Here is a 26,023-nt window from a genome sequence, read left to right as displayed (position 1 = left end):
GCTCCTTATCCATCACCACACCATCTCCACGCTCTCTTCGTCCTCGGCAAGCAGGCCGTCGAGGAATCGGCAGAAGTCGTCAAGGCGAGGGTGATCGAACACGTCGGAGACCTTGACCTGCACCCCGAACTCGGCGCCGAGCCGGTTGACTATCTGGATGGTCTGCAGGGACTGGCCCCCCAGTTCGAAGAAGTTGTCCGTGGGCGCCATGGTGGCCAGCCCCAGGATCTGCTGCCAGATGGTGCCGACCCGGTTCTCGGTCTCGCTGCCCAGGGTCAGGGCTTCGCCGCCCGCCTGGTAGGCGGCCAGCAGGGCCTTGCGATCCAGCTTGTTGGAGCCGGTGCGAGGCAGCTGGTCATAGTGGCGATAGTCGGTGGGGAGCATGGCGGCAGGCAACACCCTGGCCAGCTGCGCCTTGATGACCCGGCTGTCGCGCTCCGGCCCCGCCACGAAGGCCACCAGCCGGCGCACGCTGCCGATGCTCACCCCCTGCACGCAGGCCTCATCCACCCCCGGCAGGGCCAGCAGCTGGGCCTCCACCTCGCCGGGCTGGATGCGATAGCCGCTTATCTTGAACTCGTTGTCGCGCCGGCCGAGGTAGACCAGCCGGCCGGCCACCAAGCGCACCCGATCGCCGGTGCGATAGACGGGCAGCTCCTCCTCGCCGATCCGCAGGGAGCCAAAGCTCCCTTGCACGCCCCCCACGTAGCCGTTGGCCAGCTGCGGGCCGAGCAACACCAGCTCTCCTTCCTCGGCAGGTTGCTCCCCCGCCCCCAGAATGAGCGCCTGCATGCCGGGCAGCGGCAGGCCGATGGGCAGCTGGGTCTGGCTGGGGTCTTCCTGCTGCAGCTCCTGGGTGGTCACCACCACGGTCGTTTCGGTGGGGCCGTAGGTGTTGAACAGGCGCACATCGGTGCGGCCCTGACGCTGCCACTGGGCCAGCTGCTCGGGGTAGACCGCCTCGCCGCCGATGATGACGGTGGTAAGCCCGGCAGGAATGTGGGCCTGGCCCGCCGTCAGCGCCACCACCCACTCGTTCCAGAACGCGGTGGGCAGGTCGAGGTGGGTGATCCCCATCTGCTCCACCCCGGCCGCAAAGGCGGGCATGGATTCGAGCAGGGCGTCGGTGCGCAGCACCAGGGTGGCACCGGCGCTCAAGGTAGCGAACACCTCCTCGATGCTGGCGTCGAAGTTGAAGGGGGCGAATTGCAGCATCCGCGCCTCTTCATCCAGGTGATAACGGCAGCGGGCGGCGGCGGCGAAGTGATCCAGCGCGCCGTGGCTCACCGCCACCCCCTTGGGCAGACCGGTCGAGCCCGAGGTGAACATCAGGTAGGCGACGGCACGGCCGGCGGCCGACTGGTTGAGCCGATCATCGCTCACCAGATCCCCCGCCAGCAGCGTGCGCCCCTCAAACAGGCTGGCCAGCTTGTGACGGTACTCGGCCTGGGTGATCAGGGTCTTGACCTCCCCCAGCCGCAGAATATTGCCCTGGCGCTCCAGCGGCTGCTCGGGGTCGAGGGGCACATAGACGGCGCCGGCCAGCAGCACCGCCAGCTGGGCGAAGATGGCCTGTGGGGTGCGGGCCAGCATGACCCCCACCTTGTCGCCGGGGACGACGCCTGCGGCCTGCAGGGCGGCAGCCATCTGTTCGGCTCTGGCCAGCAGCGCCTCGTAGCTGAAGCGGACCTCTCCCTGCGCCGTGCTCTGAATCAAGGCAATCTTGTCCGGGGTCTGGGCGGCGAAGTGGCAGAGCGCCTCCAGCACAGGCCGCACCTGGAGAACTTCATGGGCGGGGCCGGCGATCAGGGCGCTGGCTCGCTGCTCGGCCAGCCAGTCGGCCTTGAGCGTTCCCAGGGTCTGGGCGGGCTCGGTCAGCCAGCGGCCCAGCAGGGCAAACAGGGTATCGGCGATGACCGCCAGATCGGCCTGACAGTAGCAGCCGGGGTTGGCGTCCAGATCCAGTCTGGGCTGGCCATCGACGCCGACCTGCACCTCGATGGTGAGATCCTCCACCGGACCGGCGCTGATGTTGAGAATATGGGCAGATAGCGGCCCGAAGCGGCGAGCGTGATCGAACGGCATGATGTTGACCAGCGGGCCAAACAGGCGCTTGTCGCCCCCCACCAGGCCAAGGTCGCGGCGCAGCAGCTCGTAGCGGTAGTGCTGGTGCTTGCGCACCCCGCGCTTGGCCTTGGCCACGGCGCCAGCAGCCCCCGCCAGATCCAGTTCTTCACCCAGAGTCAGCGCCAGCGGGGTAATGTTCATCTGCATGCAGGGCACGGTCAGCGACGCCGAGCCGATGCGGTTCATCATCATCAGGCCGAGCAGGGTCTTATCCTGGCCGCTCGACAGCGACAGCTGGGCAGAGAGGCCGGCCAGCAGCAGATCGGGCCAGCCCAGCTTGTGCTCGTCGGCAAAGCCGGTCAGGGATTGCCAGAGCGCCGCCGGCAGCGGACGGCTCTCGCGGATAAATTCGGCGGCAATCGGTGCGCGGGTCTCGCCAAAGGACTTCACCTCGGGCCAGGCTTGCAACTGCTCCTGCCAGAAGGCGCGGGCGGCGGCGTTCTTGCCGCTCTGCTCTCGGCTCGCCTCTTCGGCCAGCACCTCCGCCAGAGAGCCGAAGGGGGATGGGGAGTTCATCTTACCGGCCAGCCCCTCTGCATACAGCTCGGCGATGCGCTGGAACAGCAAGGTGGTGCCAAAGCCGTCAAGGGCGATGTGGTGCACGCAGCTGTAGAGATAATCGCGCCCGGGGCCGCGCAAAAGGGCGAAGCGGCAGGGCGCCTCTTGGGTCAGCTCGAACGGGCGGCGCAGATCGGCCCAGGCCCAGGCGCGGGCCAGCGCCTCGTCATCGCGCTCGAGGGAGACCTCTACATAGGCCAGGGGCAGCTCATGCGAGACGAAGCAGACCGCCTCCTTATCGTCTTCGAAGTGGCCCTTGAGCGCCTCGCACTCCCCCACCGCCTTGGCAAGGGCCGCGGCCAGCACGGCTGCCTCGACCTTGCCGTCGAAGGCGATGCACTCGGCGGTGTTGAACATCGCCTTGTCGTCATTGAGCAGATGTCCGGACCAGAGCCCCTGCTGGGGGATGGTCAAGGGGAAGCGATTCATGGGGTCACCTCCAGCGCCTGGGCTGCCAGCCTGGCTTCGATCAGGCGCCACCAGCCGTTGAGGGTCGGCAGCTTGGCGAGATCCACGAAGCCGAGCTCCACCCCGGCGGCGCGCCACTCGGTGAGCAGGGCCATGATCCGCACCGAATCCAGACCGTAGTCGATGAGGTTCTCGTCGGGGTCAAACTCATCTTCGTCCTCGTCGATATGACTCAGCAGCCGCGCCTTGAGCCCCTCATACGTCAGCAACGGATTGCTCTGGACGGCAGAAGCGGCAACCGGCGCAAGGGCCAGCACCTCCTCGCAGCGGATCACCTTGCCGCAGCGGGTTGCCACATAGTCGAGCGCCATCTGGTGGTCGGCCAGGGAGAAGTCCGCCACCCCGTCCGCCAGGAAGAAGGGCTGGATGTCGCGCATGAAGGCGTCGCAGGCGGTCATCATGCAGCCGATATGGCCGTAGATGCCGCCGATGATCAGCTGATCCCGCCCCAGCGCTTTGAGCATCTGCTCGAGCTCGGAGCGCTGGAAGGCGCTGTAGCGCCACTTGACCAGCACGGTGTCGTCCCGCTCTGGGCGCAGGGCTGCGACCACCTGCTGCTGCTCGGGCCGCTTGTTGAGACCCGGGCCCCACATGTCGCTCAGCAGGGCGCGATCTTCAGGGGATTGATCCTTGGGCTGGGCGGTGTAGAAGACCGGGATGCCGAGGGCCTTGCACTGCTTGCGCACGGCGGCCAGGCGCTCGGTCAGGGCCGCGATCAGCGGGCTGTTTTCGCCATAGAAGGCGGTGAAGTACTCCTGCATGTCGTGGATCAGCAGGGCGGCACGTTTGGGTTCCAGAGACCAGTTGACCTTGTTGGCCTTCCACTGGCTGGGCATGGCGTAATTGTTCAGGGTTGGGATAGCCATAACGTCATGATTCCTTTTTAGTTTTATGCTGTTGTCAGGGGCTGGTTGGCGGCGATGGCGTGCGCAATGCGCGCCCGCAGCCCCTGCTTGTCAATCTTGCCCACCGCCGTCATGGGCAGGGCGTCCAGGGTTTCGAAACGGTCGGGCAGCTTGAAGTCCGCCACCCCGCGCTCGCGCAGAAACTTGCGCAAGGCCAGCGGTTTCAAGGCGGGATCCGTGCTGACGATAAAGGCGCAGCTCTTCTCCCCCATGGCGCTGTCGGGCATGGAGACCAGGGCCGCATGGGTGATGGCAGGGTGGTGCAGCAGCTGGTTTTCCACCTCTTCCGCCGCGATCTTCTCGCCGCCCCGGTTGATCTGATCCTTCTGCCGCCCGACCACGGTGAGGTAGCCATCGGCATCCTGTACCACCAGATCGCCGGAGCAGTAGAAACCCTCGGCATCGAACACCCGGGCGTTGTGGGCCGGGCTCTGGTAGTAGCCGCGGAAGGTATAGGGGCCGCGGGTGTGCAGGGCGCCAGGCTCGCCGGGGGCAACCGGATTGCCCGCCTCATCGAGGATGCGCACCTCGTCGTCCGGGCTCATAGGACGGCCCTGGGTGTGAATGACCTTCTCGTCGGGATCAGAGAGCCGGGTGTAGTTGACCAGCCCTTCCGCCATGCCGAAGACCTGCTGCAGCCGGCAACCGATCAGCGGCCCAATCTTGCTGGCCACCGCCTCCCCCAGCTTGGCGCCGCCCACTTGCAGCAAGTCGAGGCTCTCGAGCTGAGTGCGCGCTGTGGGATCCGCTTCCGCGGCCTGCAGCCAGAGCGAGACCGCCGGCGGCACCAGCGAGGTGAGATTGACCCGGTGGCGGGCGATCAGCGGGAAACAGCTGATGGGGCTGGGATCGGGTGCGAGCACCACGGTGCCACCCGCCTCGAACACCCCCAGGGCGCCAGGGGAGCTCAAGGGGAAGTTGTGGGGCGCCGGCAAGGCGCACAGATAACGGGTATGGGGGCCTAGGCCGCAAATTTCGTTGCTGCGGCGCACGCTGTACAGGTAATCGTCATGGGTGCGGGGGATGAGCTTGGGGGTGCCGGTGCTGCCACCGGAGAGCTGGAAGAAGGCCACCTCGTTCGCCGGGGTCGGGCCATATTTCACCGGCTCACTCTCATCCCCCTTCGTCAACCAGCGGGTCAGCCCCAGCTCCCCCCCATCGCCCTCCAGCAGCACCAGCTCGGCGCCGATGCTTGTCAGCAGATCGCTCTCGCGACCCTTGCTCGCAAACAGCGGGTGAGCCAGCGAGCCGACAAAGAGGCGCGGAGTGATCTGTTCGGCATAAGAGAGAAGCTCCAGCCGGTTGTGGCTAAAGAGCGCATTGACCGGCGCGATGCCGGCCTTGAGCAGGGCGAAGAACACCAGATAGAACTCGGCCACGTTGGGGAGCTGCACCAGTGCGGTATCCCCCACCCCCAGGCCGTGGCGGGCCAGATTTGCGGCCAGCCGGCTCGAGGCGGCGTCCAGCTCGCGATAACTGAAGCGGCGCTCGCCGCAGAGAATGGCTTCGGCGTCGGGGGCCAGCTCGCACTGACGCGCCAGCATGGCGGTCAGCGGCTCGCCGCGCCAATAGCCCTTGGTGCGGTAACGCTGGGCCAATTCGTCAGGCCAGCGGGTATAGGGCAGAAAGTGGTTTAATTGGCTCATTGCGCCACCTCCGAACTCAGGCCCAGGGCTTCCAGATTCGGCTGTCCACTCTGCCAGCCCAGATATTGAAGCTGGGTCATTGCGCCACCTCCAAATCCAGGCCAAGGGCTTTTAGCATGGTGCCCAGCTTGGTGCCGGTCTCGGCCCACTCCATGGCGGGATCCGAGCCAGCGACGATACCGGCGCCGGCAAACAGCTCGACCTGATGGCCATCGAGCACGCCGCAACGGATCACCACGGCCCACTCACCGTTGCCCTGGCTGTCGCACCAGCCGACGATGCCGCTGAACAGGGCGCGCCGGAAGGGCTCCTGCTCGCGGATGAACTGGCGGGCCAGATCGGTGGGATAGCCGCACAGGGCCGGGGTGGGATGAAGCTGGCAGGCCAAGGAGAGCACCGACGCCTCGCCGCCATTGAGCCGCCCGGCGATGGGAGTGCCCAGATGCCAGAGGGTATCCGTGCTCATCAGCGAGGGATGAGCGGGGATCGCCAGCTCGCGGCAGTGGGGGGTCAGCACCCGGCGGATCTCGTCGATCACCAACTTGTGTTCATGCTGATCCTTGCGAGAAGCCAGCAGATCCCTGGCCACCATTTCGTCTTGCGCCGGCTCGCTCACCCGTCTGGCGGAGCCCGCCAACGGATGGGTGAACACCTCTCCCCCGCTAACCCGCAGCAGCAGCTCCGGGCTGGCGCCCAGCAGGCGGCGACCCTGGCCGAGCGGCAAGGAGAAGTGGAATGCGTGGGGATTCTGGGCCATCAAACGGGCCATCACCTGCGTAGGATCGGCGGGCCGGTGCAGGGTAAGGGTGAGTTTGCGCGACAGCACCACCTTGGCGAGCCGACCTTGTGCAAACGCATCCAGCGCCGCACTGACCGAGGCCTGGAATTCGCTGGCCGGCGGGGTGCTCTGCACCGAGATGACCCGGTTGGCCTCGACGGTCTGCTCCACTTCTGTCGCCGGTGTCGGCTCTGTCGGGGCCAGTTTCTCGCCCCGCTCATAACGGCCGGGCACATAGAGGCAGGAAGCCTCTGCCGGATCAAACGCAAAAGCACCGATGAGCAGAGGGTTGGTCTGGCCGGCAGCCCTGGCAGCATCGAGGGCCAGGGTTATCTGCTGTGCCAGCAGGGGCCACTCGCAGGCGGGGGTGGTGATGGGTTGCCCCAGGTCAGTGGCACTGATCGTGCCCTGACACGAGGTAAACAAGAAATCAGGCGACATCTTCGCCTCGGCAGGTGCGCCATTTTCCATTACTCGAGTCTTCACATCATACCCTCAAAGAAGATTCAAAATGATAATGATTATCAATTTGACTTTGTGCGGCGGTAAAATACTCGCTTTGAAATCGCGGGGTCAATGGGATTTTGCATCGTTAAAACAGGAGCTTGTCTGTGGGTATGTCGGGGATGACGCCAGGACGGGCCTGCTGGCCGTGAAGGGAAACAGCTACTCGAATGAAAACGGATTGCCATCCCCATATGGGGGATGCGACAGAAACCGGTCATAGAGGCCCCACTGGCGGCCAACCCGCTTTGCCTCTAAGATGGCGCCACCTCTTGTGACAGCCCCGAAAATGGAACCCTCCCATGTTGAAACACCTGCTTCTGCTTCCCTTCGCCCTGCTGCTGGCGGCCTGCTCGCTGACCCAGTACAGCGTCAGCGAAGGGGAGATCAACCAGTACCTCAAGGAGCGAGTCGCCTTCGAGAAACAGCTGGGGATCCCCGGCATCATGTCGAGCAAGATCCGACTCGATGACATGCAAAGCCGCATCGGCCGCAGCCAGGCCGACAAGGTCGAGCTGGATGCCGCCGGCGAGCTGCAGGTGGCGAGCCCGCTGGGCAACCAGCAGATGAAGATCCGCCTCTCCCTGCGGGCACGCCCGGACTATGTGGCCGAGCAGGGCGCCATCTATCTGCGCGATCTCGAGCTCATCTCTGTCAAGACCGAGCCGGCGGACGTGGGCACCGCCCTCTCCCCGCTCTTGCCCACCTTCAACCAGTCCCTCTCCCTGTTCCTCTCCCAGACCCCCGTCTACCGGCTCGATGGCAGCCGCCAGAACGAGGCGCGGATCAAGGAGAAGGTCGAAGCCCTCAAGGTGGAGCCGGGCCGACTGGTCATCCCCTTCAAACTGATGTGACACCTGCCGCCGCGCCTCTCCTCTTCACCCCACCGGGGCGCGGTTTTTTTCTTCTCAAGCCCCGCCCTTTGCCCCATAATGCACACCATTCTCATTTAGATTCATGAGAAGCGTCATAATAAAATCAACAATATGGTGAGAAGGACATGAGAAAAACCGTACTGGTGCAGGCGATCGCCTGCGCACTCCTCAGCAGCGCCGCACAGGCTGCCGTCAAGGTGGAGGACAAGACGTTCAACACCGCCGCCAACATGCTGGCCTACACCGAATTCGAGCTCTCCGGCGAGCCGCTGGCCGAGGCCCTCGGTCTGGATCTGGATGTGCTGGACGCCAACCGCGCCGACGAGCCGACTCCGTTCGACTTCGCCGCCGGGATCGAATCCTATGAATACTCCGAAGAGGCAATGTACGCCCTCAACTACCAATCCGGCATGGGCCCCCATCTGGTAAACGGGCCGCAAAACCAGGCCCGTGGCGGCACCCTGGCCGACCTGGGCAAACGGGTACTGGCCATGGCCGAGGCCGTCGGCTTCCCCGCCGATGAAATTCCCCAGGGCATGTATCCCCTCTCCCTGCCCTACGCCTCCGCCAATCCGGAGTTCGCCCAGGCCGTGAACGCCACCCCGGTCAACGGTGACCAGATCACCATCAAGACCGCCAAGGGCAACGAGAAGAGCGTCAAGACCCAGGTCCCCGCCTACTTCCGCGACTACGCCACCCTGCGCTGGAGCGGCAGTGATAACCTGCTGGTCCCGGCCGCCGTGGGCGGCATCCTGCTCAAGGAAGTGATGTGGTCCCAGGACTTCCTGGGGGGCATGCACGTGGCCGAGACCGATGAAGAGGTGGAAGCCGCGTCCGCCACCATGGATCAGGACGGCAAGCACAAGCTGGGGGTTTCTGCCGCCGACGGCTTCAACGGCATGATGCTGACCGAGCAGTCCATCGACAAGCTCGCCATCCTGCAAGGTCAGCTCGGCTTTGACGGCAAGACCCTGGGCGCCAAAATCACCCCGCAGTACGATCCGGCCAAGGGGGTTGTCTACTTCCCTCATCAGGTGAAGGTAACCGAGACCAGCAAGAACGACGCCGATGCCATCGGCAAGCTGGAGGTCGTGGACGGCTCCGCCCAGTTGCGCGACGCCTGGATGCTGCTGTGGCCCCTCTCCGAGTTCTACGCCTTCAGCGATCAGCGCACGGCCAACACCAATCAGAACCCGGCCTTCCACGCCGTGTTTGACGGTGCCCCGTTCGCCGCCGCTCCGGCTGCCAACCAGACCAACGATCTGGGCAAGGCGGTGGCGGGCAGCGATGCCTTCTCCCTGGCCCTGAACCTCTCCAACCTCACCTTCAAGAACCTGCTGGCCCTGCACTTCGAGCCCAAGGCTGGCACCCTGGTCGACAGCTGGCAGGCTGGCAAACAGGCCGGGCACGTCACCACCTTCGACGCCGCCTACGCCCTGGTCGCCCTGCAGATCTTCCAGCGCGCCCAGGATGCGCTGCCTGTGGGTTACGCCGCCGGTGACAATGGCGAGCTGAACCTCAAGACCCCACAGGGTGAGCAGGCGATCGCACTGGTCCGCAAGCAGGCCGATTTCATCCTCGCCAACCTCAAGGGCAAGAACGGCCTGGTCCATGACGGTCTGACCCTGGGCGGCAAGCTTGACGCCGGTCAGTCCATCGACGCGCAGTTCGCCGCCATCCGCGGCTTGACCGCCGCCTTCCTGGCCACCTCGGATGCCAAGTACCGCACCGCGGCGCGCGAGCTCTTCATCGCCGCCGACAAGGCCTACTTCAATGCCAAGGCCGGAACCTGGCTCGCCGGCAAGCAGGGTGAATACACCCCCTGGACCCAGGCCGCCATCTCCGGCGCCCTGCGCTCTGCCATGCTGAACCTGCGCAACGAAGGGGCCGAGAAGGCACCCGAGCTGGAGCTGGCCCAGCTGACCCAGCGCTACGTGAGCTGGTTCCGCGGCACCGTCAACGGCGGCATGCAGATGGCCGAGTGGATCGGCGACTCCGGCGAGAACGTCATCGAGGGTGCCGGCAGCGACACCGACGAAGATGGTGTCCCGCAAGTGACCGCCGCCGGTGGCAAGCATGGCACCGCCATGGTGATGGCCGGCAAGGCCCTGGTCAGCGAGAAATAAATCGACCACCAATAGAAAGGGAGCCCAGGGCTCCCTTTTTTTGTCTGTGTCGACGAGGTTAGCCGAGCTTGGCCAGCATCGGCTTGGTCACCAGCACGATGCCCTGCTCGGAGCGGTAGAAGCGGCGTGCATCCTCGTCCGCGTTCTCCCCCACCACCAGGCCGTCTGGCAGCTTGCACCCCTTGTCCACCACCACCCGGCGCAAGCGGCAACCAGCCCCGATCTCGACCCCGGGGAAGATCACCGCCTGATCCAGGGTACAGAAGGAGTGCACCCGCACGTTGGTGAACAACACCGAGTTGAGCACGAAGGAGCCGCTGACAATCGACCCCCCCGCGAACATGGAGTTGATGGTCATGCCGTGCTGGCCGTTTCTGTCCTGCACGAACTTGGCCGGGGGCGACATGTTCTGGCTGGTCCAGATGGGCCAGTTCTCGTCATAGATGTCGAGCTCGGGCACCACGGAGGCAAGGTCCATGTTCGCCTCCCAGAACGAATCCAGGGTCCCCACATCGCGCCAGTAGGGTTTTTGCCCCTCCTTGGCCCCGACACAGGACATGTTGAACGGGTGGGCAAAGGCCTTGCCCTCCCCCACGATGCGCGGGATCACATCCATGCCGAAGTCGTGCTTGGACTCCAGATTGTGGATGTCCTCTTCCAGCAACTGGTAGAGGTACTCCGCCTCGAAGATGTAGATGCCCATGGAGGCCAGCGAGCGATCCTCGCAGCCCGGCATGGCGGGCGGATTGGCCGGTTTCTCCACGAAGGCGCGGATCTTGCGTTGCTCGTCGATGTCCATCACGCCGAAGGCCGATGCCTCGCAGCGCGGTACCTCGATACAGGCCACCGTCACCTTGGCGCCGAGGCGCACGTGATCGAGCAGCATGGCGGCGTAGTCCATCTTGTAGATGTGATCCCCCGCCAGCACCACGATGTACTTGGGACCGTAGTCACGGATGATGTCGACGTTCTGGTAGATGGCGTCTGCGGTGCCGCGATACCAGTGCACCTCGTCCACCCGCTGCTGGGCGGGCAGCAAGTCGATGAACTCGTTCATCTGGTAACGCAGGAAAGACCAGCCCGATTGCAGGTGGCGCAACAGACTGTGGGACTTGTACTGGGTCACCACACCCACCCGGCGGATGCCGGAGTTGATGCAGTTGGAGAGCACGAAGTCGATGATACGGAATTTGCCGCCAAAGTGGACGGCGGGCTTGGCGCGGTTATCGGTCAACTGCTTCAGGCGGCTGCCCCGTCCCCCTGCGAGCACCAAGGCCATACTCTGATTCAATAGTTGCCGTGCTTTGGCGGTGTCTACGGGTTCTAGCAACATATCTACCTCTGCTCTGTTGGGGCTGTTTTCAACCCATCTTCGCTTTTTTTACAGACCATGAAAGTGTTTTCACTCACATTTAGTTGCATTCCGCCGGCGCTTTATCGTGGAGTTGCGTGAGTACTCATGTTTTGCGCCAGCGACTTGGTTAGAATTTCTACATCATGAACATCATCAAGGATGAAACGATGTTGAATAAACATGAGGGAAACCTGCTGCTGGTCAGCGCACTGGTCTGCATTCCCATGCTGCTGTTGCAGGGAGTGCTGCTCGCCCCCCCCGCCTCACCGCTCACCCTGCTGCTGGTCCTGATGACCACCCTGACGGGATTCGCCCTGCTGCTCTTTCTCACCCACAGCGTGCGCCGTGGGGAAAAGGCGAGGCAGGAGCAACGCTGGCTGCTGGCGTTGCAGCAGCGGGATCCCGCCATGCTCGACAGCGTACAGGCACAAACGGCTCTGCGCCAGCTCCTTGCGTCCTTCAATGAGGCCGAGATAGATGCCCACCGCCAGATCACCGAATTGCACAATCAGGCGACCCGGGACGAGATGACGGGCCTTGGCAACCGCCACGCCTTCCGGCGCGATCTGACCGAGCTGCTGCAACAGGAAAATACCCAGACCGCCATCCTGGTGCTCATCCGCGCCACTGAGCTTGGGACCCTCAACGCCCAGCGCGGCTTCCAGTCCGGAGATGCCTACATCCGGGACATCGCCGCCCTCATCAGCCACACCGTCAGCCGCTTCCCGGGCCACCGGGTCTATCGCATCTCGGGGGCCGATTTTGCCGTCCTGCTGCCCCCCCTGGCCCAGATCCCGCCCCATCTGCTGGGACGGGACCTAAAGCTCGCCTTCGATCGCTATCAGCACGATCACGAGCTCGAGAGCGCCGCCTACTCGGGCATGACCCGCCTGAGCAGCGAGCAGAAGATAGAGGCCATTCTGGCCCGGGCGGATCTCGCGCTGGCCCGCGCCCAGACAGAGGTAGTCAATGGCTGGGCCATCCAGCAGAACGACGAGGTGGTCGAAGTGCAGGGTCAGCGTCACTGGACCCAGGTGCTGACCGATCTGCTGGAGCAGGAGAGCGTCAACTTCACCTGCCAGCCCATCCAGCCCCTGCATCGTGGCATGCTCGCCTATCACGAGATCTATCCCCGCTTTTGCAGCAGCGACGGCACCGTGCTGCCAAGCGATACCCTGCTCGCCATGGCGCAGCGGCTGGACATGGTACTGCGCCTGACCCAGATGGTGATCCGCCACGTCATCCGCCAATACCGCGCCTTCGGAGGCCACAACAGCCGATGGGGTCTCAATCTGCCAGGCTCCCTGCTGCAAAACAGCGCCTTTCTCATCTGGCTGGATCACCAGTTGCAAAAAGACCCCGACATCGGGGCCAACCTGGTGTTCGAGCTCGACGAGGAGCACCTGGAGCGCAACCTGACCGGGTCCAGGCGGCTGTTCGAGCTGCTCAGGCGCCACGGCAGCCGCTCGGCCATCTGCAACTTCGGCAAGGGGATCGGCTCCTTCAGCCTGTTTCGCGAGCTCAAACCCGACTACATCAAGCTGGACCCCGGACTCATCACCGAGCTGGAGCAGGATCTGACCAATCAGCAGTTCGTGCGGATGATCGTCGACGTCTCCCATCGCATGGGCTGCCTGGTGATCGCGGAAGGGGTGGAACAGATAGGCCAGAAGCAGATGCTGCAGAGCATGTATGTGGACGGCTTGCAGGGCTACCTCATCGCCCGGCCCCAGGAGCTGGGACCGGAGATCGGTCAGATGGGGATCTTCACGGAGACGGTTTCAGCTTCAACAGGGTCAGAATGATGTCGTTGAGCTGGCGATAGCGCTCCAGCTCCTTCTGATCGTAACGGGTCGCCAGCATGGTCGGGTTGTGGCGATGCTTGAGGTAGCGGTTGATCTGCAGGCGGTTGAACCCGGCCACCTTGTAGATCTGGCCGAGCAGGGCATTGAGCTCGTCGTCCGCCAGCCCGGCCCGGGTCAGGTAATCGGGTTGGGACGGGCTCTCCTGGCGGGCCGTGACCTTCTCCAGCTGGCCACGCTCCTGCAAATAGGTGAGCCACTGCTCCACGTAGAGCGGCTTGCAGCCCCCCAGCAGATTGAAGTACCCCACGGCATCGCAGCGGCACCCGCTCAGCAGCACCAGGGCCAGCTCGTCGCTGTCACACTGAAAGCTCACCGGACCGCTCTGGCTCCAGTCCAGCGCCTGCACCTGGATCCTCCCCTGCGCCCCCGCCTTCGTGGTCACGTCAAAGACAAACATGGCACCTCCCGATCGGCAAAGGGTTGATGATGACCCATCCCCGGGACGGGTGCAAAGGCAAATCGTCTTTTCATGGCCCATGGCGGCCATAAAAAAACCGGCCCCCCGAAGGGGGCCGGTTCATCACAATCCGGCGGGACGGCAGACTCAGGCGTCCAGTTCCACCAGCGCCTTGGCCAGCTCGATGGGCTCGAGCTCCTGGCCTTCCAGATCGGCGTTCCAGTTCGGGCCGACCAGCACGTCATCCTCGTCCAGATCGTTGATCCAGATGTCCAGGAACTCTTCGAGCTCGATCACTTCCGGCTCGTAATCCGCCCACTCGTCCACGCAGTGCAGGCGGGCATCCCCTTCGGCGGACCAGAGCGGCATCACGTCCGCATCTTCGAACTCGGCGGAGCGGCACACCACCCAGTCTTCACCGTAGCGCAGACCCCACACCTGACCCGACTCGCGGACTTCTTCGATGAACAGCTGGAAATTGGCGTCAAGATTGTCAGTTAGTTTGCTCATGGGGTCTCTCTCTTGCAAAGCAATGGCAGGCTGTCGGCCAGGGCTGGCCGAGAATGGGGCAGATGGTGTCCCAAAAGCCCCCCAGACTCAAGCCTTATCCCCAAAAAGACAGGGATAAACGCCGTCAGATGCGATATTTCGCCACCAGGGCCCCCAGCTCGTCGCAGGCCAGCGCCAGTTGCCCGGATGCCTGCTCGGTCAGCCGGTTCTGGGCCAGGGCATCCGCCGCCAGCTGGGTGATGGCCACCAGCCGCTGGTTGATCTCCTCCGCCGCCCGGCTCTGCTCCGCCGCCGCCGTGGCAATCTGCCCATTCATGGCAGTAATGGTGTGGACGGATCCATCGATGGCATTGATGGCGACATCCGCATCGCCGGCCCTGTCCGCCGTCGCGCGGGAGAGCTGCTGCAACTGGCTGATGCCGCTGACCACCTTGCCGGCCCCCTCCTGCAGCCGCTGGATCATCTGCCGGATCTCGTCGGTGGAGCTGTGGGTGCGGGTCGCCAGGGTACGCACCTCATCGGCGACCACCGCAAAGCCGCGCCCCTGCTCCCCGGCCCGTGCCGCTTCAATGGCGGCGTTGAGGGCCAGCAGGTTAGTCTGCTCCGCCACCCCGCGAATGACGTCGAGCACGGAGCCAATCTGCTGAGTCTCCTGCTCGAGGCGGCTCACCGCCTGCACCGTCTCCACCATTTCGTCCGCCAACTGGCTGATGGACTCCCGGGTCTGGACCACCACCTCGCGGCCATGCTGGGCCAGATTGAGGGCCGAGTCCGCCGCGTCGGCGGCCTGGGCCGCGTGCTGGCCCACTTCGCGGCTGCTCACCGTCATCTGCTCCATGGCGCTGGCCACCCGCAGGGTATCCTGCTCCTGGCCGGTGACGATGGCGCCGGTACGCTCCACCACCTCGGCCAGCTGGTGGGCATGCACCCGGTTCTGATCCGCTATTTGCTGGCTGCGGGCCACCAGCTGCGCCATCTGGCTGGCGAAGAGGTTGAAGTTGATGCTGAGCTGGCTCAGCTCGTCACGCCCCGACTCCGGCAGACGTACCCGCAGATCCCCCTCCCCCCTGGCGATGTTGCCAAGGGCCGAGACCGAGCGGGAGAGGGGCACGACGATGCTGCGCACAATGAGGCCGACCACGGCAAACAGCAGGAGGGCCAGCACCAGCCCGATCCCCAGCAGGGTGTGCAGCACCTCCCGGTACTGGGCCTCGACGTCGTCCACATAGACGCCGGTGCCGATGATCCAGTCCCAGGGGGCGAAGCGCTTGATGTAGGAGATCTTGCGTACCGGTTCGTCCACCCCCGGCTTGGGCCAGTAGTAGGCCACCTCCCCCGCGCCCTGGGCCCGGGCCAGATCGGCGAAGGCGACGAACAGCCTGAGCCCCTGCTTGTCCTCCACCCCGGAGAGATCCTTGCCGTCCAGCTCGGGTTTCATGGGGTGCATCACCATGGTGGGGTGGCTGTCGTTGATCCAGAAGTAGTCATCGTTGCCGTAACGCAACCCCTTGATCAGCGCCAGCGCCTCGGCCTTGGCGCTCGCCTCGTCCAGCTCCCCCTTGCGCACCCTGGCTTCCAGCCCCGCCACCAGGCTGTAGGCGGTCTCCACCTGGGCCTGGGTCTGGCGGCTCTTCTCCCCCATCAGCCCCTGCTGATAGATCTGCAGGCAGAAGAACAGCAGCAGTCCCAGCAGCGCCAGCACCATCAGGGTCACCAGCGACAGACGCCGACCGATACTCCATTGTCTCAACATACCCTCGCCCCGCAGCAGCTACATATCCTTAACACAAGGTATGCCGCCGCGACGCGGGCTGTCCACGATGTCAGCAAAAGCGATGCCAAAAACATGATCCAGCCCCAAAAACAAGAAAGGGTGCCCAGTGGCACCCTTTCTTGTGGTCGACAGGAAGAGGTATCACCGCTCCCAGTACACCTCTTCCAGGCTGTCTTCCTTCTCCGGCAACCCGCGGGAGAGGCGCGGGCTGCTCTGGGCCAGCACCTCGTAGCTCACCCGGTTGGCGTACTTGCACACCTGGGCCAGAGAGGAGTAGGTCAGGAATTCCGAGAGATGCTTGGCGGAGTTCGGCACGTTCATGCGGTGGTAGGCGTTCGCCACCATGTCGTGCAGCACGGCGGACAGCGCCCCGTCCCCTGCCCCGTTGGTGTTCTTGATCTTCTCCGGGCCGCCCATGTAGGGGGAGATGTGGGAGTAGATACGCGCAGGCTTGCGGCACTTGTCCCGGGCCATGGGGCGGCTGAACTCGTACATGTTGAACTCGGGGATGACGCCGGGCAGCAGGGTGTGGGTGGTCTCGCGCTTGTAGTCCTCGTCGGTGTAGCTCGCCATGTAGAGGCCGATGGGGCCGGCGGTGCAGAGCACCATGTCCGCCCAGTCCAGCGCCTTGTCGGCCGCGCCGAGGGGATCCTTTATCCCGGTCAGGGCCTCCGCCTCGTCCTCGTTCATGGCGAGCACGGTCACGTTCTCGCTGATGAAATCGCGCCACCACTGGGGATTCTCGTCGATGACGAAGCGGGTGCCCAGGGTCAGCACCACAGGCACCCCGGCCTCGCGGGCATAGCGCACCGCGGCCATGGCTGCCTCCTTCATGGGCGTGCCGTCGGCGCCGCGCACCAGGTAGGCGGTGATCACCAGGGCCGAGGCCTCCTTGATGATGGTCTCGGGGATGTGGTCCACATCCAGGTGATCCATCTTGCCGGCGTTGATGCCAAAGCTGCGCTCTCCCCCTTCGGTGATGAAGGTGAAGCAGCGCCCGACCGGGCCGTCCACCGGCTGCAGGTAGTCGAGGTTGACCCGGGAGGAGGTGTTGCACAGATAGCGGTAGGCATAGCTGCCGATGCGGATGTCCTGGCTCATGACGCCAAGCAGGATGGAGTGGGAGTCCGCCAGCACGGAGTAGTTGTGCATGGTGTTGCCGATGGTGCCGCCGGCAAATTCGCTCACCACCATGTTGTTGGCCTTGAGCTCGTCGTAGACCAGCTCCGCCACCTCGTCGGAGATGAGCATGGAGTGGCCCTTGCTCAGGCCGTACCGGTTCAGGAAGTCTTCGTCCACATGGGCTTCGATATCCACCAGAGTCTGATCGATGCCCACTACATAGGCCTTGCCCAGTTCGGTGAGCTGGGAATTCTGCGGGATCAGGGGATCACGTCTGTCGACCGGGAAGTAGTGTTTGGACTTGCGCTGACCGGGAAATTTCATGGCAATCTTCTGTGCTCTGGGGAAAAGAGGGGCGGGATTTTAACACAATCCACCACGCCGAAAAGTCGCACGATTGAATTTTGAGGTCAGTATAGACAAGGGTTTGCGAGGAAAACGTTTGACTTGGCTACCACAAAAAACCACCCCGTGACGGGGTGGTGTTGCGGGATGACATTCAGCTTGCCGAGAGCCCCTGCACCAGGGCCAGCACCGAGAACATCCCCAGCGACAGCCAGAAGAAGAGGGTGCCGAAGAGGCGCGGCATGTTGGGAGCTCTGGGGATCTGGATGCCGATGGCATGCAGGATGCGCCCCACCAGCAGCAGCACACCGCCCAGGTGCAGCCAGAGCGCCCCGACCCCCGCCAGTTCGCACAGGGCCATCAGCAGCAGGGTGAGGGGCACGTACTCGGCAAAGTTGCCGTGGGCGCGGATCGCGGCCAGCATCTCGGGGGCTTCCCCCTCCCCAATCATCACCCTGAACTGGGCGCGGCGCTTGACCACCCAGAAGGAGAGCAGCAGGAACAAGAGCCCGAGCAGGCCGGCGTAAATCAGCGTGATATGCATCATCAGGACACTCCTTTATCGTTGAATCCGAACGTCCGCCACGTCGGGCACCGGATGAGAACGGCCATCATGCCAGCTCGCGACAGATGAGGGAAACCATCATGCGGATATGGGCCTGATCGCTGTTGAGGGCCGGGATGTATTCAAACTGCTCGCCACCGGCGGCCATGAAGATCTCCCGGTTCTGCACCTGGATCTCCTCCAGGGTCTCGAGGCAATCCGCCGAGAAGGCCGGGCAGATGACATCGAGCCGCTTGACACCGCGAGAGGGCAATTCGCCCACGGTCAGGTCCGTGTAGGGCTTGAGCCACTCCTCCTTGCCAAAGCGGGACTGGAAGCTCGCGGTCCACTGCTCCGGGGCCAGCCCCAGCGCCTCCGCCAGCAGGGCGGCGGTGCGTCTGCACTGATGACCATAGGGATCCCCTTCCCGCTCGTAGCGCTCGGGAATGCCGTGGAAGGACATCAGCAGATGCTCCCCCTGGCCGTGCTGCTCCCAGTGGCGACGCACGCTCATGGCCAGCGCCTGGATGTACTCCGGGTGGGCATGGTAATCGCGGATGAGCCGCACCACCGGCAGATTGCGCTCGGTTTTCATCGCCCTGGCCCAGGCGTCGAACACCGAGGCGGTGGTACTGACCGAATACTGGGGATAGAGCGGCAGCAGGATCACCCGGTTGACCCCCTGGGCCTTGAGGGCCTGCCAGCCATCGGCCAGCGACGGGGCGCCATAGGTCATGGCGAGCGCCACCGGCACTTCGACTCCTTCCCGCTTGAGCTCGTGCTCCAGGGCCGCGCGCTGCTGCTGGCTGATGACCATCAGAGGGGAGCCCTGCTCGGTCCACACCTGCTGATAGAGCTTGGCCACCTTGGGGGAGCGGGTCGGCAGGATGATGAAGTGAAGCAGGGGGCACCAGAGGTAGCGCGGCAGGTCGACGACCCGCTGATCGTGCAGAAACTGGCTGAGAAACGCCTTGACCGCTGCCGTGGTCGGCGCGGCCGGGGTACCCAGATTTACCAGCAAGATCCCGGTTTTCGTGGTCACGTTAGCATCCTGTCGTTCTGTGTCGTGGGAATTGCAAGAAAGGGCCCGGTATGGACCCTTTTCTCACCCTCATAGCCAGCCGGCGAACGGCTGCGTCCTGCCGGCCCTGAATGGCTTAACCGAGAATGGCGGCCAGTTGCTGGCTGACCAGATCCACCGGCTGGGTGCCGTCGATCTTGACGTAACGGGTGTTGCCCGCTTCCGCTTCCTTGCCGTAGAAACCGATGAGCGGCGCGGTCTGCTGATGGTAGACATCCAGACGCTTGCGCACTGTGGTCTCTTCGTCGTCGGCACGGATCACCAGATCCTCGCCGGTCACGTCATCCTTGCCTTCCACTTTCGGCGGGTTGAACACCACGTGATAGGTACGGCCGGAGCCGGAGTGCACGCGGCGGCCGCTCATGCGCTTGACGATCTCTTCGTCCGGCACGTCGAACTCCAGCACGAAGTCCACGGTCACACCGGCATCCTTCATGGCTTGCGCCTGGGGAATGGTGCGGGGGAAGCCGTCCAGCAGGAAGCCGTTGGCGCAATCCGGTTGCGCGATGCGTTCTTTGACCAGGCCGATGATGATGTCGTCGGAGACGAGCTGACCTGCGTCCATCACGGCTTTGGCCTTGAGGCCCAGCTCGGTACCCGCCTTGATCGCCGCACGCAGCATGTCGCCGGTGGAGATCTGCGGAATACCGTGTTTTTCCATGATGAACTGAGCCTGGGTACCCTTGCCGGCGCCCGGAGCTCCCAACAGAACAATGCGCATACACGCTCCTAGTTGATTGGTTATTCAATTCTTGAGAAGGCAAAAAACTACACGTTTTCGCCCGTATTAACAAGCTCGCCCCGTGTGAGTGGCCAGATTATCACCACACTCCCGCCCCGTCTCTGCGACCAAAGACGCAGACGACGACCACGAAAAATGATTGAAAATGCAGCAGCGCACCAGAGGGGAACGGCCAAAAAAAAGCCCACTGTCATGCAGTGGGCCAATCACAATCACATCACGCCTGGAGTAGCAGACGGTTGATACGGGAGACGAAGCTCGCCGGATCATTGAGGCCACCCTGCTCCGCCAGCTGGGCCTGCTCGTGCAGGAGGGAGACCCACTCGCCAAACAGGCTCTCATCCTCGATGGTGCCGAGCTTCTTCACCAGGGCATGGTCGGGGTTGAGCTCCAGGATGTACTTCTGCTCCGGCACCGGCTGACCGGCGGCGCGCATCAGCTTGATCATCTGGGTGCTCATGCCGTGGGCGTCGGTGACGATGCAGGACGGCGAGTCGGTCAGACGGTGGGTGACGCGCACCTCTTTCACAGCTTCACCGAGGCTCTTCTTGACCCGCTCCACCAGACCGGCGTTGGCTTTTTCGGCCTCTTCCTGCGCCTGCTTGGAGGCTTCGTCTTCCAGATCCCCGAGATCCAGTTCGCCACGGGTGACGGAGACCAGCTGCTTGCCGTCGAACTCGGTCAGGTGGCTCATCAGCCACTCGTCCACCCGCTCCCACATCAGCAGCACTTCGACGCCCTTCTTGCGGAAGATCTCGAGGTGCGGGCTGTTCTTGGCAGCGGCATAAGAGTCGGCGGTGATGTAGTAAATCTTCTGCTGACCTTCCTTCATGCGGCCAACGTAATCCTCCAGCGACACGGTCTGGGCTTCGCCCTCGCCGGCGGTGCTGGCAAAGCGCAAGAGCTTCGCGATCTCTTCCCGGTTGGCGTAATCCTCGGCCGGACCCTCTTTGAGCACATTGCCGAACTCGCTCCAGAACTTGGCGTACTTCTCGCCATCCTCTTTCGCCAGCTTGTTGAGCATGGTGAGCACGCGCTTGGAGCAGGCCTTGCGCAGGGAGGCGGTCACCTTGTTGTCCTGCAGGATTTCACGGCTGACGTTGAGCGGCAGATCGTTGGAGTCCAGCACCCCTTTCACGAAGCGCAGGTAGGTCGGCATGAACTGCTCGGCGTCGTCCATGATGAAGACGCGCTGTACGTAGAGCTTCAGACCGTGCTTCTGTTCGCGGTTGTAGAGATCGAACGGCGCGCGGGCCGGGATGTAGAGCAGGCTGGTGTACTCCTGGGCCCCTTCCACCCGGTTGTGACCCCACAGGAGCGGATCTTCGAAGTCGTGGGCGACGTGCTTGTAGAACTCTTGGTACTCCTCGTCCTTGATGTCCTTCGGGTTGCGGGTCCAGAGCGCGGTGGCGCGGTTGACCTGCTCCCACTCCCCCGGGGTGCCGACGATGGTTTCACCGTCTTCTTCCCGATCCGGCGTGCCCTCCTTGAACATCTCCACCGGCACGCTGATGTGGTCGGAATATTTGCTGACCACGGAGCGCAGGCGCCAGTCGTCCAGGAACTCCTCTTCATCGCTGCGCAGGTGCAGGATGACGTCGGTGCCGCGACCGGCTTTGGTCACGTCAGCCACGGTGAAGGAGCCTTCCCCTTGTGATTCCCACTGCACGCCCTGCTCCGGCGTGGTGCCGGCGGCGCGGGAGACCACGGTCACCTTGTCGGCCACGATGAAGGCGGAGTAGAAGCCCACCCCGAACTGGCCGATCAGCTGGGAATCCTTGCCCTGGTCACCGGAGAGGTGCTTGAAGAACTCGGCGGTGCCGGACTTGGCGATGGTGCCCAGGTGCTCGATCACCTGGTCACGGGTCATGCCGATGCCGTTGTCCGAAATGGTCAGGGTCTTGTTCTCTTTGTCCACCACCAGGCGCACGCGCAACTGGCCGTCGTTTTCGAACAAAGAGGCATCGGAAAGCGCCTTGAAGCGCAGCTTGTCCGCCGCATCGGAGGCGTTGGAAATCAGCTCGCGCAGGAATACTTCTTTGTTGGAGTAGAGGCTGTGAGCCATCAGGCTCAGCAGTTGTTTGACTTCAGTCTGAAAGCCGTGGGTTTCGGCGTGAACACTTTGGGTCATCGACCAGTCCTCAAAACGTCGGGTTGAACAGATTCCCAAGCTAGATGGGGTTGGCCTTTCAAATATCAAGGGGCTTGCGTGCAAACTTGAGAGCAAATTTGCACACCGGCCCCTCGCTTGGCCCACACAGGCAACCCCCTCCCGGCCTCCCCCTTCACAAGGGGGAGGTGCACCGTCGTCCCCTGTCTGGCGAGGAGGGTCAGATTGGGATCGCGCGTGGAGCCAATAGCGGGGTCAGCCTTGCTCTCCCCTGCCAAAGGGAGGAGTGGGGCAAGATCCATTGCTCCCTCCCCTATCAAGGGGAGGGCTGAGGCGGGGTTCGTTGCTTTCTTCCCTGCCAAAGGGAGGAGTGGGGCAGGATCCATTGCTCCCTCCCCTGCCAAGGGGAGGGCTGGGGTTCGTGGCGTCTTCAGCTCAGACGCTGGCGCCCCATCAGGGAGTGGGAGAGCGTGGTGCCATCCACCAGCTCCAGCTCCCCGCCCACCGGCACGCCATGGGCGATGCGGCTCACCTCCACCCCGGCGGTGCGGGCCATGTCGGCGATGTACCAGGCGGTGGCATCCCCCTCGATGGTGGGGTTGGTGGCGAGGATCAGCTCCTTGATCTGCTCCTCTTGCAGGCGGCGCTCCAGGATATCGAGCCCCAGCTCCTCGGGGCCGATGCCGTCAAGGGGCGACAGGTGGCCCATCAGCACGAAGTAACGGCCGGAAAACTGGCCGGTCTGCTCGATGGCGGCCACGTCCGCCGGGCTCTCCACCACGCAGAGCAGGCCGTTCTCCTCGCGCTTGGGATTGGCGCAGATCTCGCAGCGATCGTTCTCGGTAAAGGTGCGGCAGTGGCTGCAATGACCGATTTCGGTGAGCGCCCGGTTGAGCAGGGAGGCCAGACGCAGACCGCCGCTGCGCTCGCGCTCCAGCAGGGTGAACGCCATGCGCTGGGCCGATTTCGGGCCCACGCCCGGCAAGACCTGCAGCGCCTTCATCATCTCATCGAGCAGGGGACTGAATTTCATGGGGATATCCTTTGATGCCGCGAAGAGAGGCGCCGCCCCAGGGGCATCGGCAAGCCGTCTCTCCAACCTCTTTTGTTGGCGCAGGACTATACCAGCCCAGGGCCGCCAATGGCAGATCCCGCCCGCAGGCGCCTCGCCGCCGAGACGCTCCGGGAAACCGGGCTGGCCCCGTTTTTCAGGGCCGGCAGCCCCCCGCCAGCCCCCGCAAGGGGTAAAACAGCCCCCAAGGTGTTCAATTTTTCCAATCGATTGACCGTAATCGTTAAATAAAACCAAACAAAAAAACCTGCGTGTTGGCCCCGCCATCCTCGATTTGCCCCCTTCAGGGGCTGGTTCAGCGCCCCGGGGGTGCGGCGCCGCCAGTTCTCACGCACCGATCGCTGGCGGAGCAGGCTCACAGGATCGCAAAGAAGCGCCGCATCTGGCACTCAAACCGGGGCGAGATCAAGGTATTGGGGACCAGGGCCCCGGTAAACTTGGCCCCCGTGACAGGGCGAGGGCCTCCTCTGCCTGTCAAGGCTACGCCCCTTCTATCGCGACGCAGCCCGTTGCCCCCCGTTCGTTGCACCCGATGGCCCATGCCGTGGCGGCAGGCCAGCAGATGGGAGTTCGATATCGCATGACATCCCCCAGGATGATCGTCGGATGGCCGCCCCTGTCGGCCCTCCCCAGCCTCCCTGTCATGAGGGAGGGTTCCCTGCCCCCCGGTTATGAGGGAGGGGCGCTGGCCCCTCTTTGGATGGCGCCATGACCACGTCGACACGCCTTCGACTGCGCCGGGAATTTCATATCGACGGCATCGTACAGGGGGTCGGCTTTCGCCCCTTCGTCTATGGGCTAGCGCTGCGCCACGGCCTTGCCGGCTATGTGTTGAACGACGCGAGCGGCGTCACCATCGGTGCCGAAGGATCCCCTGAGCAGCTCGCCAGCTTTGCCCGCGAACTGCGGGAACTGGCGCCGCCCTTGAGCCGTATCGATCACTTCAGCGAGCGGGAGCTGCCCCGAGATCAGGATCCCGACTTCGATGGCCAATTTCATGGCCAGTTTCGAATTAAAGCCAGCCAGCAGCAGAGCGCTGCCACGGTCGCCATCTCGCCGGATCAGGGGATGTGCGAGGCGTGCGCCAACGATGTGGCCAACCCCAACGATCGCCACCACCACTACCCCTTTACCAACTGCACCCACTGCGGCCCGCGCTACACCATTATCCGCCGCCTCCCCTACGACCGCCCCCATACCGCCATGGCGAGCTTTGCCATGTGCCCGCGCTGCGCGGCGGCCTATGAAAACCCGCTGGACAGACGCTACCACGCCCAGCCGGTGAGCTGTCCCGAGTGCGGGCCCCATCTCAGCTGGCGAAATGGCCGTGGCGATGCCTTGGCCGAGCGCGAGGATGCCCTGCAGGCCACTGCAAGCGCCCTGCAAGCGGGAGCACTGATCGCAGTCAAGGGGATGGGGGGCTATCACCTGATATGTGATGCCCGCAATGAACAGAGTGTTGCCAGATTACGAATGCTCAAACGGCGCGAACGCAAACCACTGGCGGTGATGATGGGCTCCCTTGCCGAGGCCAAATTGCATGTCACCGGCAGCGAAGACGAGTGGCAACTGCTCGCCTCTCAGGCCAGACCCATCACCTTGCTGCGCAAGCGCATTAACGATGATCGGCTCTCAGAATCCCTACTGACAACCGCGCCGCTGGCCGAGGGGATCGCCCCCGGCATCCCCTACCTTGGCGTCATGCTCCCCTATACCCCGCTCCATCAGCTGCTGCTGAACGCCTGCGCCATGCCGCTGGTGGCCACCAGCGCCAATGGTCGCGGCAGCCCAATCCTTATCGAGTGCGAGGCGGTGGTCAGGGAACTCGGGGGCGAGATTGACGGCATCCTGGATCACAACCGCCCCATACTGCACCCCTGCGACGACAGTCTGGTGCAGTGGGCCGGCGGGCGTCGCCAGACGTTGCGCCTCGCCCGGGGCTATGCCCCCTGCACTCCCAGCCTGAAACAGGCGGTCAAGGTGCCACTCTTGGCAGTCGGGGCACAACAGAAGAACCAGCTGGCGCTGGCCTTCGGCCGCCAGCGCATCTACAGCCCCTATATCGGCGATCTGCACAGCCTGCCGATGCAGGAGCACTTCGAGCAAACCCTGGCCACCTTTCGCGATCTCTACGATCTCAATCCCGAAGTTCTGGTCTCGGATCGCCACCCCGGCTACCTCAGCCACCAGTGGGCCAGGGACTACTGCCGCGATCAGGATGCAACCCATCTCGAGGTGCAGCACCATCACGCCCACCTGCTGGCTGTGATGGCCGAGCATGACATCACGGGCCCGGTGCTGGGTTTTGCCTTCGATGGCACCGGCCTTGGCGATGACGGCACCCTCTGGGGCGGCGAGCTGCTGATCGCAGACGTTAAGGGATTTGAGCGGGTTGCCCACCTTGCCCCCTTCAAGCTGATCGGCGGCGAGGCGGCCATTCGCGAGCCGGTACGTCAGCTGCTGGGGCTGCTGTTTGAATCGCACAGCCCTGAGCAGATCAGTGCCCTCGATATTCCGTTGATCAAGCAACTGCCCCTTAAGCGGATCAGCAACCTGCACCAGCTCTGGCATCTCGGTCGCAACGCCCCCTACACCAGCTCCATCGGTCGACTGTTCGATGCGGTGGCAGCGCTCTTGGGAGTGATCGCCCCCCCCGATTACGAGGGCGAAGCGGGGCTATTGCTGGAGGCGGCCTCCTCGCGGCTAACCGCCGATGAACAACCCTTCCCCCTCGCCTTTGATCTCAGCCAATCAGCGGAAGGGCCGCTGCAGATCGAGTGGGCCGAGCTGATCCATACCCTTGTCAACGAGCAGCGCCAAGGCACCTCCACCGCCAGCCTAGCCGCCGGTTTTATCCGCGCCATCAGCAATCTGGTCATCGCCCTGGCCGAGCGCTTCCCCGGCTATCCGGTGGCGCTGGGGGGCGGCGTCTTTCAAAACCGGGTGCTGATGGATCAGCTGGTGCCCGCGCTCGAAGCGGCCGGTCGGCAGGTATTGACCAGCGAAACCCTGCCGCTCAATGACGGTGGCATCGCCGCCGGTCAGCTCTGGTTTGCCATCCACCATCTTGCCACGCATCAGCCTGTCACCACCGGTTGTGCCACCTTGTCGGAGTCCTGA

General features: G+C 63.9%; 18 protein-coding genes. 4 read left to right on the top strand and 14 right to left on the bottom strand.

All coding sequences use genetic code 11. The features are described 5' to 3' along the window. Positions 1-12: 12 nt before the first annotated feature. From amoF to AB5Y47_RS07555, 4 genes are all read right to left on the bottom strand, one after another. Positions 13-3,114, bottom strand: coding sequence for an amonabactin biosynthesis non-ribosomal peptide synthetase AmoF (gene amoF, locus AB5Y47_RS07570; RefSeq protein WP_368220086.1), 3,102 nt, complete (start codon positions 3,112-3,114; stop codon positions 13-15). Continuing rightward, positions 3,111-4,019 (bottom strand): amonabactin biosynthesis bifunctional protein AmoB, encoded by a 909-nt coding sequence (gene amoB / locus AB5Y47_RS07565; RefSeq protein ID WP_069652602.1) that lies wholly within the window; start codon positions 4,017-4,019, stop codon positions 3,111-3,113. Before amoB ends, amoF begins: the two co-directional genes overlap by 4 nt. A gap of 23 nt (positions 4,020-4,042) precedes the next feature. Continuing rightward, positions 4,043-5,704: an amonabactin biosynthesis (2,3-dihydroxybenzoyl)adenylate synthase AmoE gene (amoE, locus tag AB5Y47_RS07560; RefSeq protein WP_069652603.1), complete on the bottom strand. Its 1,662-nt coding sequence runs from the start codon at positions 5,702-5,704 to the stop codon at positions 4,043-4,045. A gap of 76 nt (positions 5,705-5,780) precedes the next feature. Then, on the bottom strand, positions 5,781-6,968 hold the full coding sequence (locus tag AB5Y47_RS07555; RefSeq protein ID WP_069652604.1) for an isochorismate synthase MenF: 1,188 nt from the start codon (positions 6,966-6,968) through the stop codon (positions 5,781-5,783). A 320-nt stretch (positions 6,969-7,288) separates the two neighbouring features. Here AB5Y47_RS07555 and AB5Y47_RS07550 point away from each other — a divergent pair, with 320 nt between their 5' ends. Next, positions 7,289-7,840, top strand: coding sequence for a lipoprotein (locus tag AB5Y47_RS07550; protein WP_069652605.1), 552 nt, complete (start codon positions 7,289-7,291; stop codon positions 7,838-7,840). 146 nt (positions 7,841-7,986) lie between these two features. Next, positions 7,987-9,987 carry a hypothetical protein gene (locus tag AB5Y47_RS07545; protein ID WP_368220085.1) on the top strand — a complete coding sequence of 667 codons (2,001 nt, stop codon included), beginning with the start codon at positions 7,987-7,989 and terminating at the stop codon, positions 9,985-9,987. Between the two features lie 58 nt (positions 9,988-10,045). Here AB5Y47_RS07545 and glgC read toward each other — a convergent pair whose 3' ends face one another. After that, a complete protein-coding gene (gene glgC, locus AB5Y47_RS07540; protein ID WP_010674430.1) occupies positions 10,046-11,320 on the bottom strand; it encodes a glucose-1-phosphate adenylyltransferase in 1,275 nt (424 codons plus the stop codon). A 188-nt stretch (positions 11,321-11,508) separates the two neighbouring features. Between glgC and AB5Y47_RS07535 the strand changes: the two genes are divergently transcribed. Beyond that, positions 11,509-13,146: an EAL domain-containing protein gene (locus tag AB5Y47_RS07535; RefSeq protein ID WP_069652607.1), complete on the top strand. Its 1,638-nt coding sequence runs from the start codon at positions 11,509-11,511 to the stop codon at positions 13,144-13,146. Here the strand turns inward: AB5Y47_RS07535 and AB5Y47_RS07530 are convergent. The 9 genes from AB5Y47_RS07530 to recR form a co-directional block, all read right to left on the bottom strand. Next, on the bottom strand, positions 13,109-13,603 hold the full coding sequence (locus AB5Y47_RS07530; protein WP_010674428.1) for a hypothetical protein: 495 nt from the start codon (positions 13,601-13,603) through the stop codon (positions 13,109-13,111). The genes AB5Y47_RS07535 and AB5Y47_RS07530 overlap by 38 nt on opposite strands. A gap of 147 nt (positions 13,604-13,750) precedes the next feature. Further along, the gene (locus tag AB5Y47_RS07525) at positions 13,751-14,113 is read right to left on the bottom strand and encodes a DUF2750 domain-containing protein (RefSeq protein WP_010674427.1); all 363 of its coding nucleotides are present in this window, start codon (positions 14,111-14,113) and stop codon (positions 13,751-13,753) included. A gap of 124 nt (positions 14,114-14,237) precedes the next feature. Beyond that, a complete protein-coding gene (locus AB5Y47_RS07520; protein ID WP_039038910.1) occupies positions 14,238-15,866 on the bottom strand; it encodes a methyl-accepting chemotaxis protein in 1,629 nt (542 codons plus the stop codon). Positions 15,867-16,028: 162 nt separating this feature from the next. Continuing rightward, entirely contained in the window at positions 16,029-17,333 is a 1,305-nt protein-coding gene (locus tag AB5Y47_RS07515) for an inosine/guanosine kinase (protein ID WP_010674425.1), read from the bottom strand. A 175-nt stretch (positions 17,334-17,508) separates the two neighbouring features. Then, complete coding sequence (locus AB5Y47_RS07510) at positions 17,509-17,901, bottom strand: MAPEG family protein (RefSeq protein ID WP_104455791.1); 393 nt, start codon at positions 17,899-17,901, stop codon at positions 17,509-17,511. Positions 17,902-17,965: 64 nt separating this feature from the next. Further along, complete coding sequence (gene hemH, locus AB5Y47_RS07505) at positions 17,966-18,940, bottom strand: ferrochelatase (protein ID WP_042017278.1); 975 nt, start codon at positions 18,938-18,940, stop codon at positions 17,966-17,968. A 115-nt stretch (positions 18,941-19,055) separates the two neighbouring features. Beyond that, complete coding sequence (gene adk / locus AB5Y47_RS07500) at positions 19,056-19,700, bottom strand: adenylate kinase (protein ID WP_010674422.1); 645 nt, start codon at positions 19,698-19,700, stop codon at positions 19,056-19,058. Positions 19,701-19,938: 238 nt separating this feature from the next. Next, positions 19,939-21,852 (bottom strand): molecular chaperone HtpG, encoded by a 1,914-nt coding sequence (gene htpG, locus AB5Y47_RS07495; protein WP_010674421.1) that lies wholly within the window; start codon positions 21,850-21,852, stop codon positions 19,939-19,941. Between the two features lie 409 nt (positions 21,853-22,261). Further along, positions 22,262-22,864 (bottom strand): recombination mediator RecR, encoded by a 603-nt coding sequence (recR, locus tag AB5Y47_RS07490; RefSeq protein ID WP_010674419.1) that lies wholly within the window; start codon positions 22,862-22,864, stop codon positions 22,262-22,264. A 747-nt stretch (positions 22,865-23,611) separates the two neighbouring features. Here recR and hypF point away from each other — a divergent pair. Beyond that, entirely contained in the window at positions 23,612-26,023 is a 2,412-nt protein-coding gene (gene hypF / locus AB5Y47_RS07485) for a carbamoyltransferase HypF (protein WP_368220084.1), read from the top strand.

Origin of the sequence: Aeromonas sp. R7-2, from assembly GCF_040908105.1 — a bacterium.
Classification (GTDB): Bacteria; Pseudomonadota; Gammaproteobacteria; order Enterobacterales; family Aeromonadaceae; genus Aeromonas; species Aeromonas caviae.
This window is presented reverse-complemented; position numbering and strand designations above follow the sequence as displayed.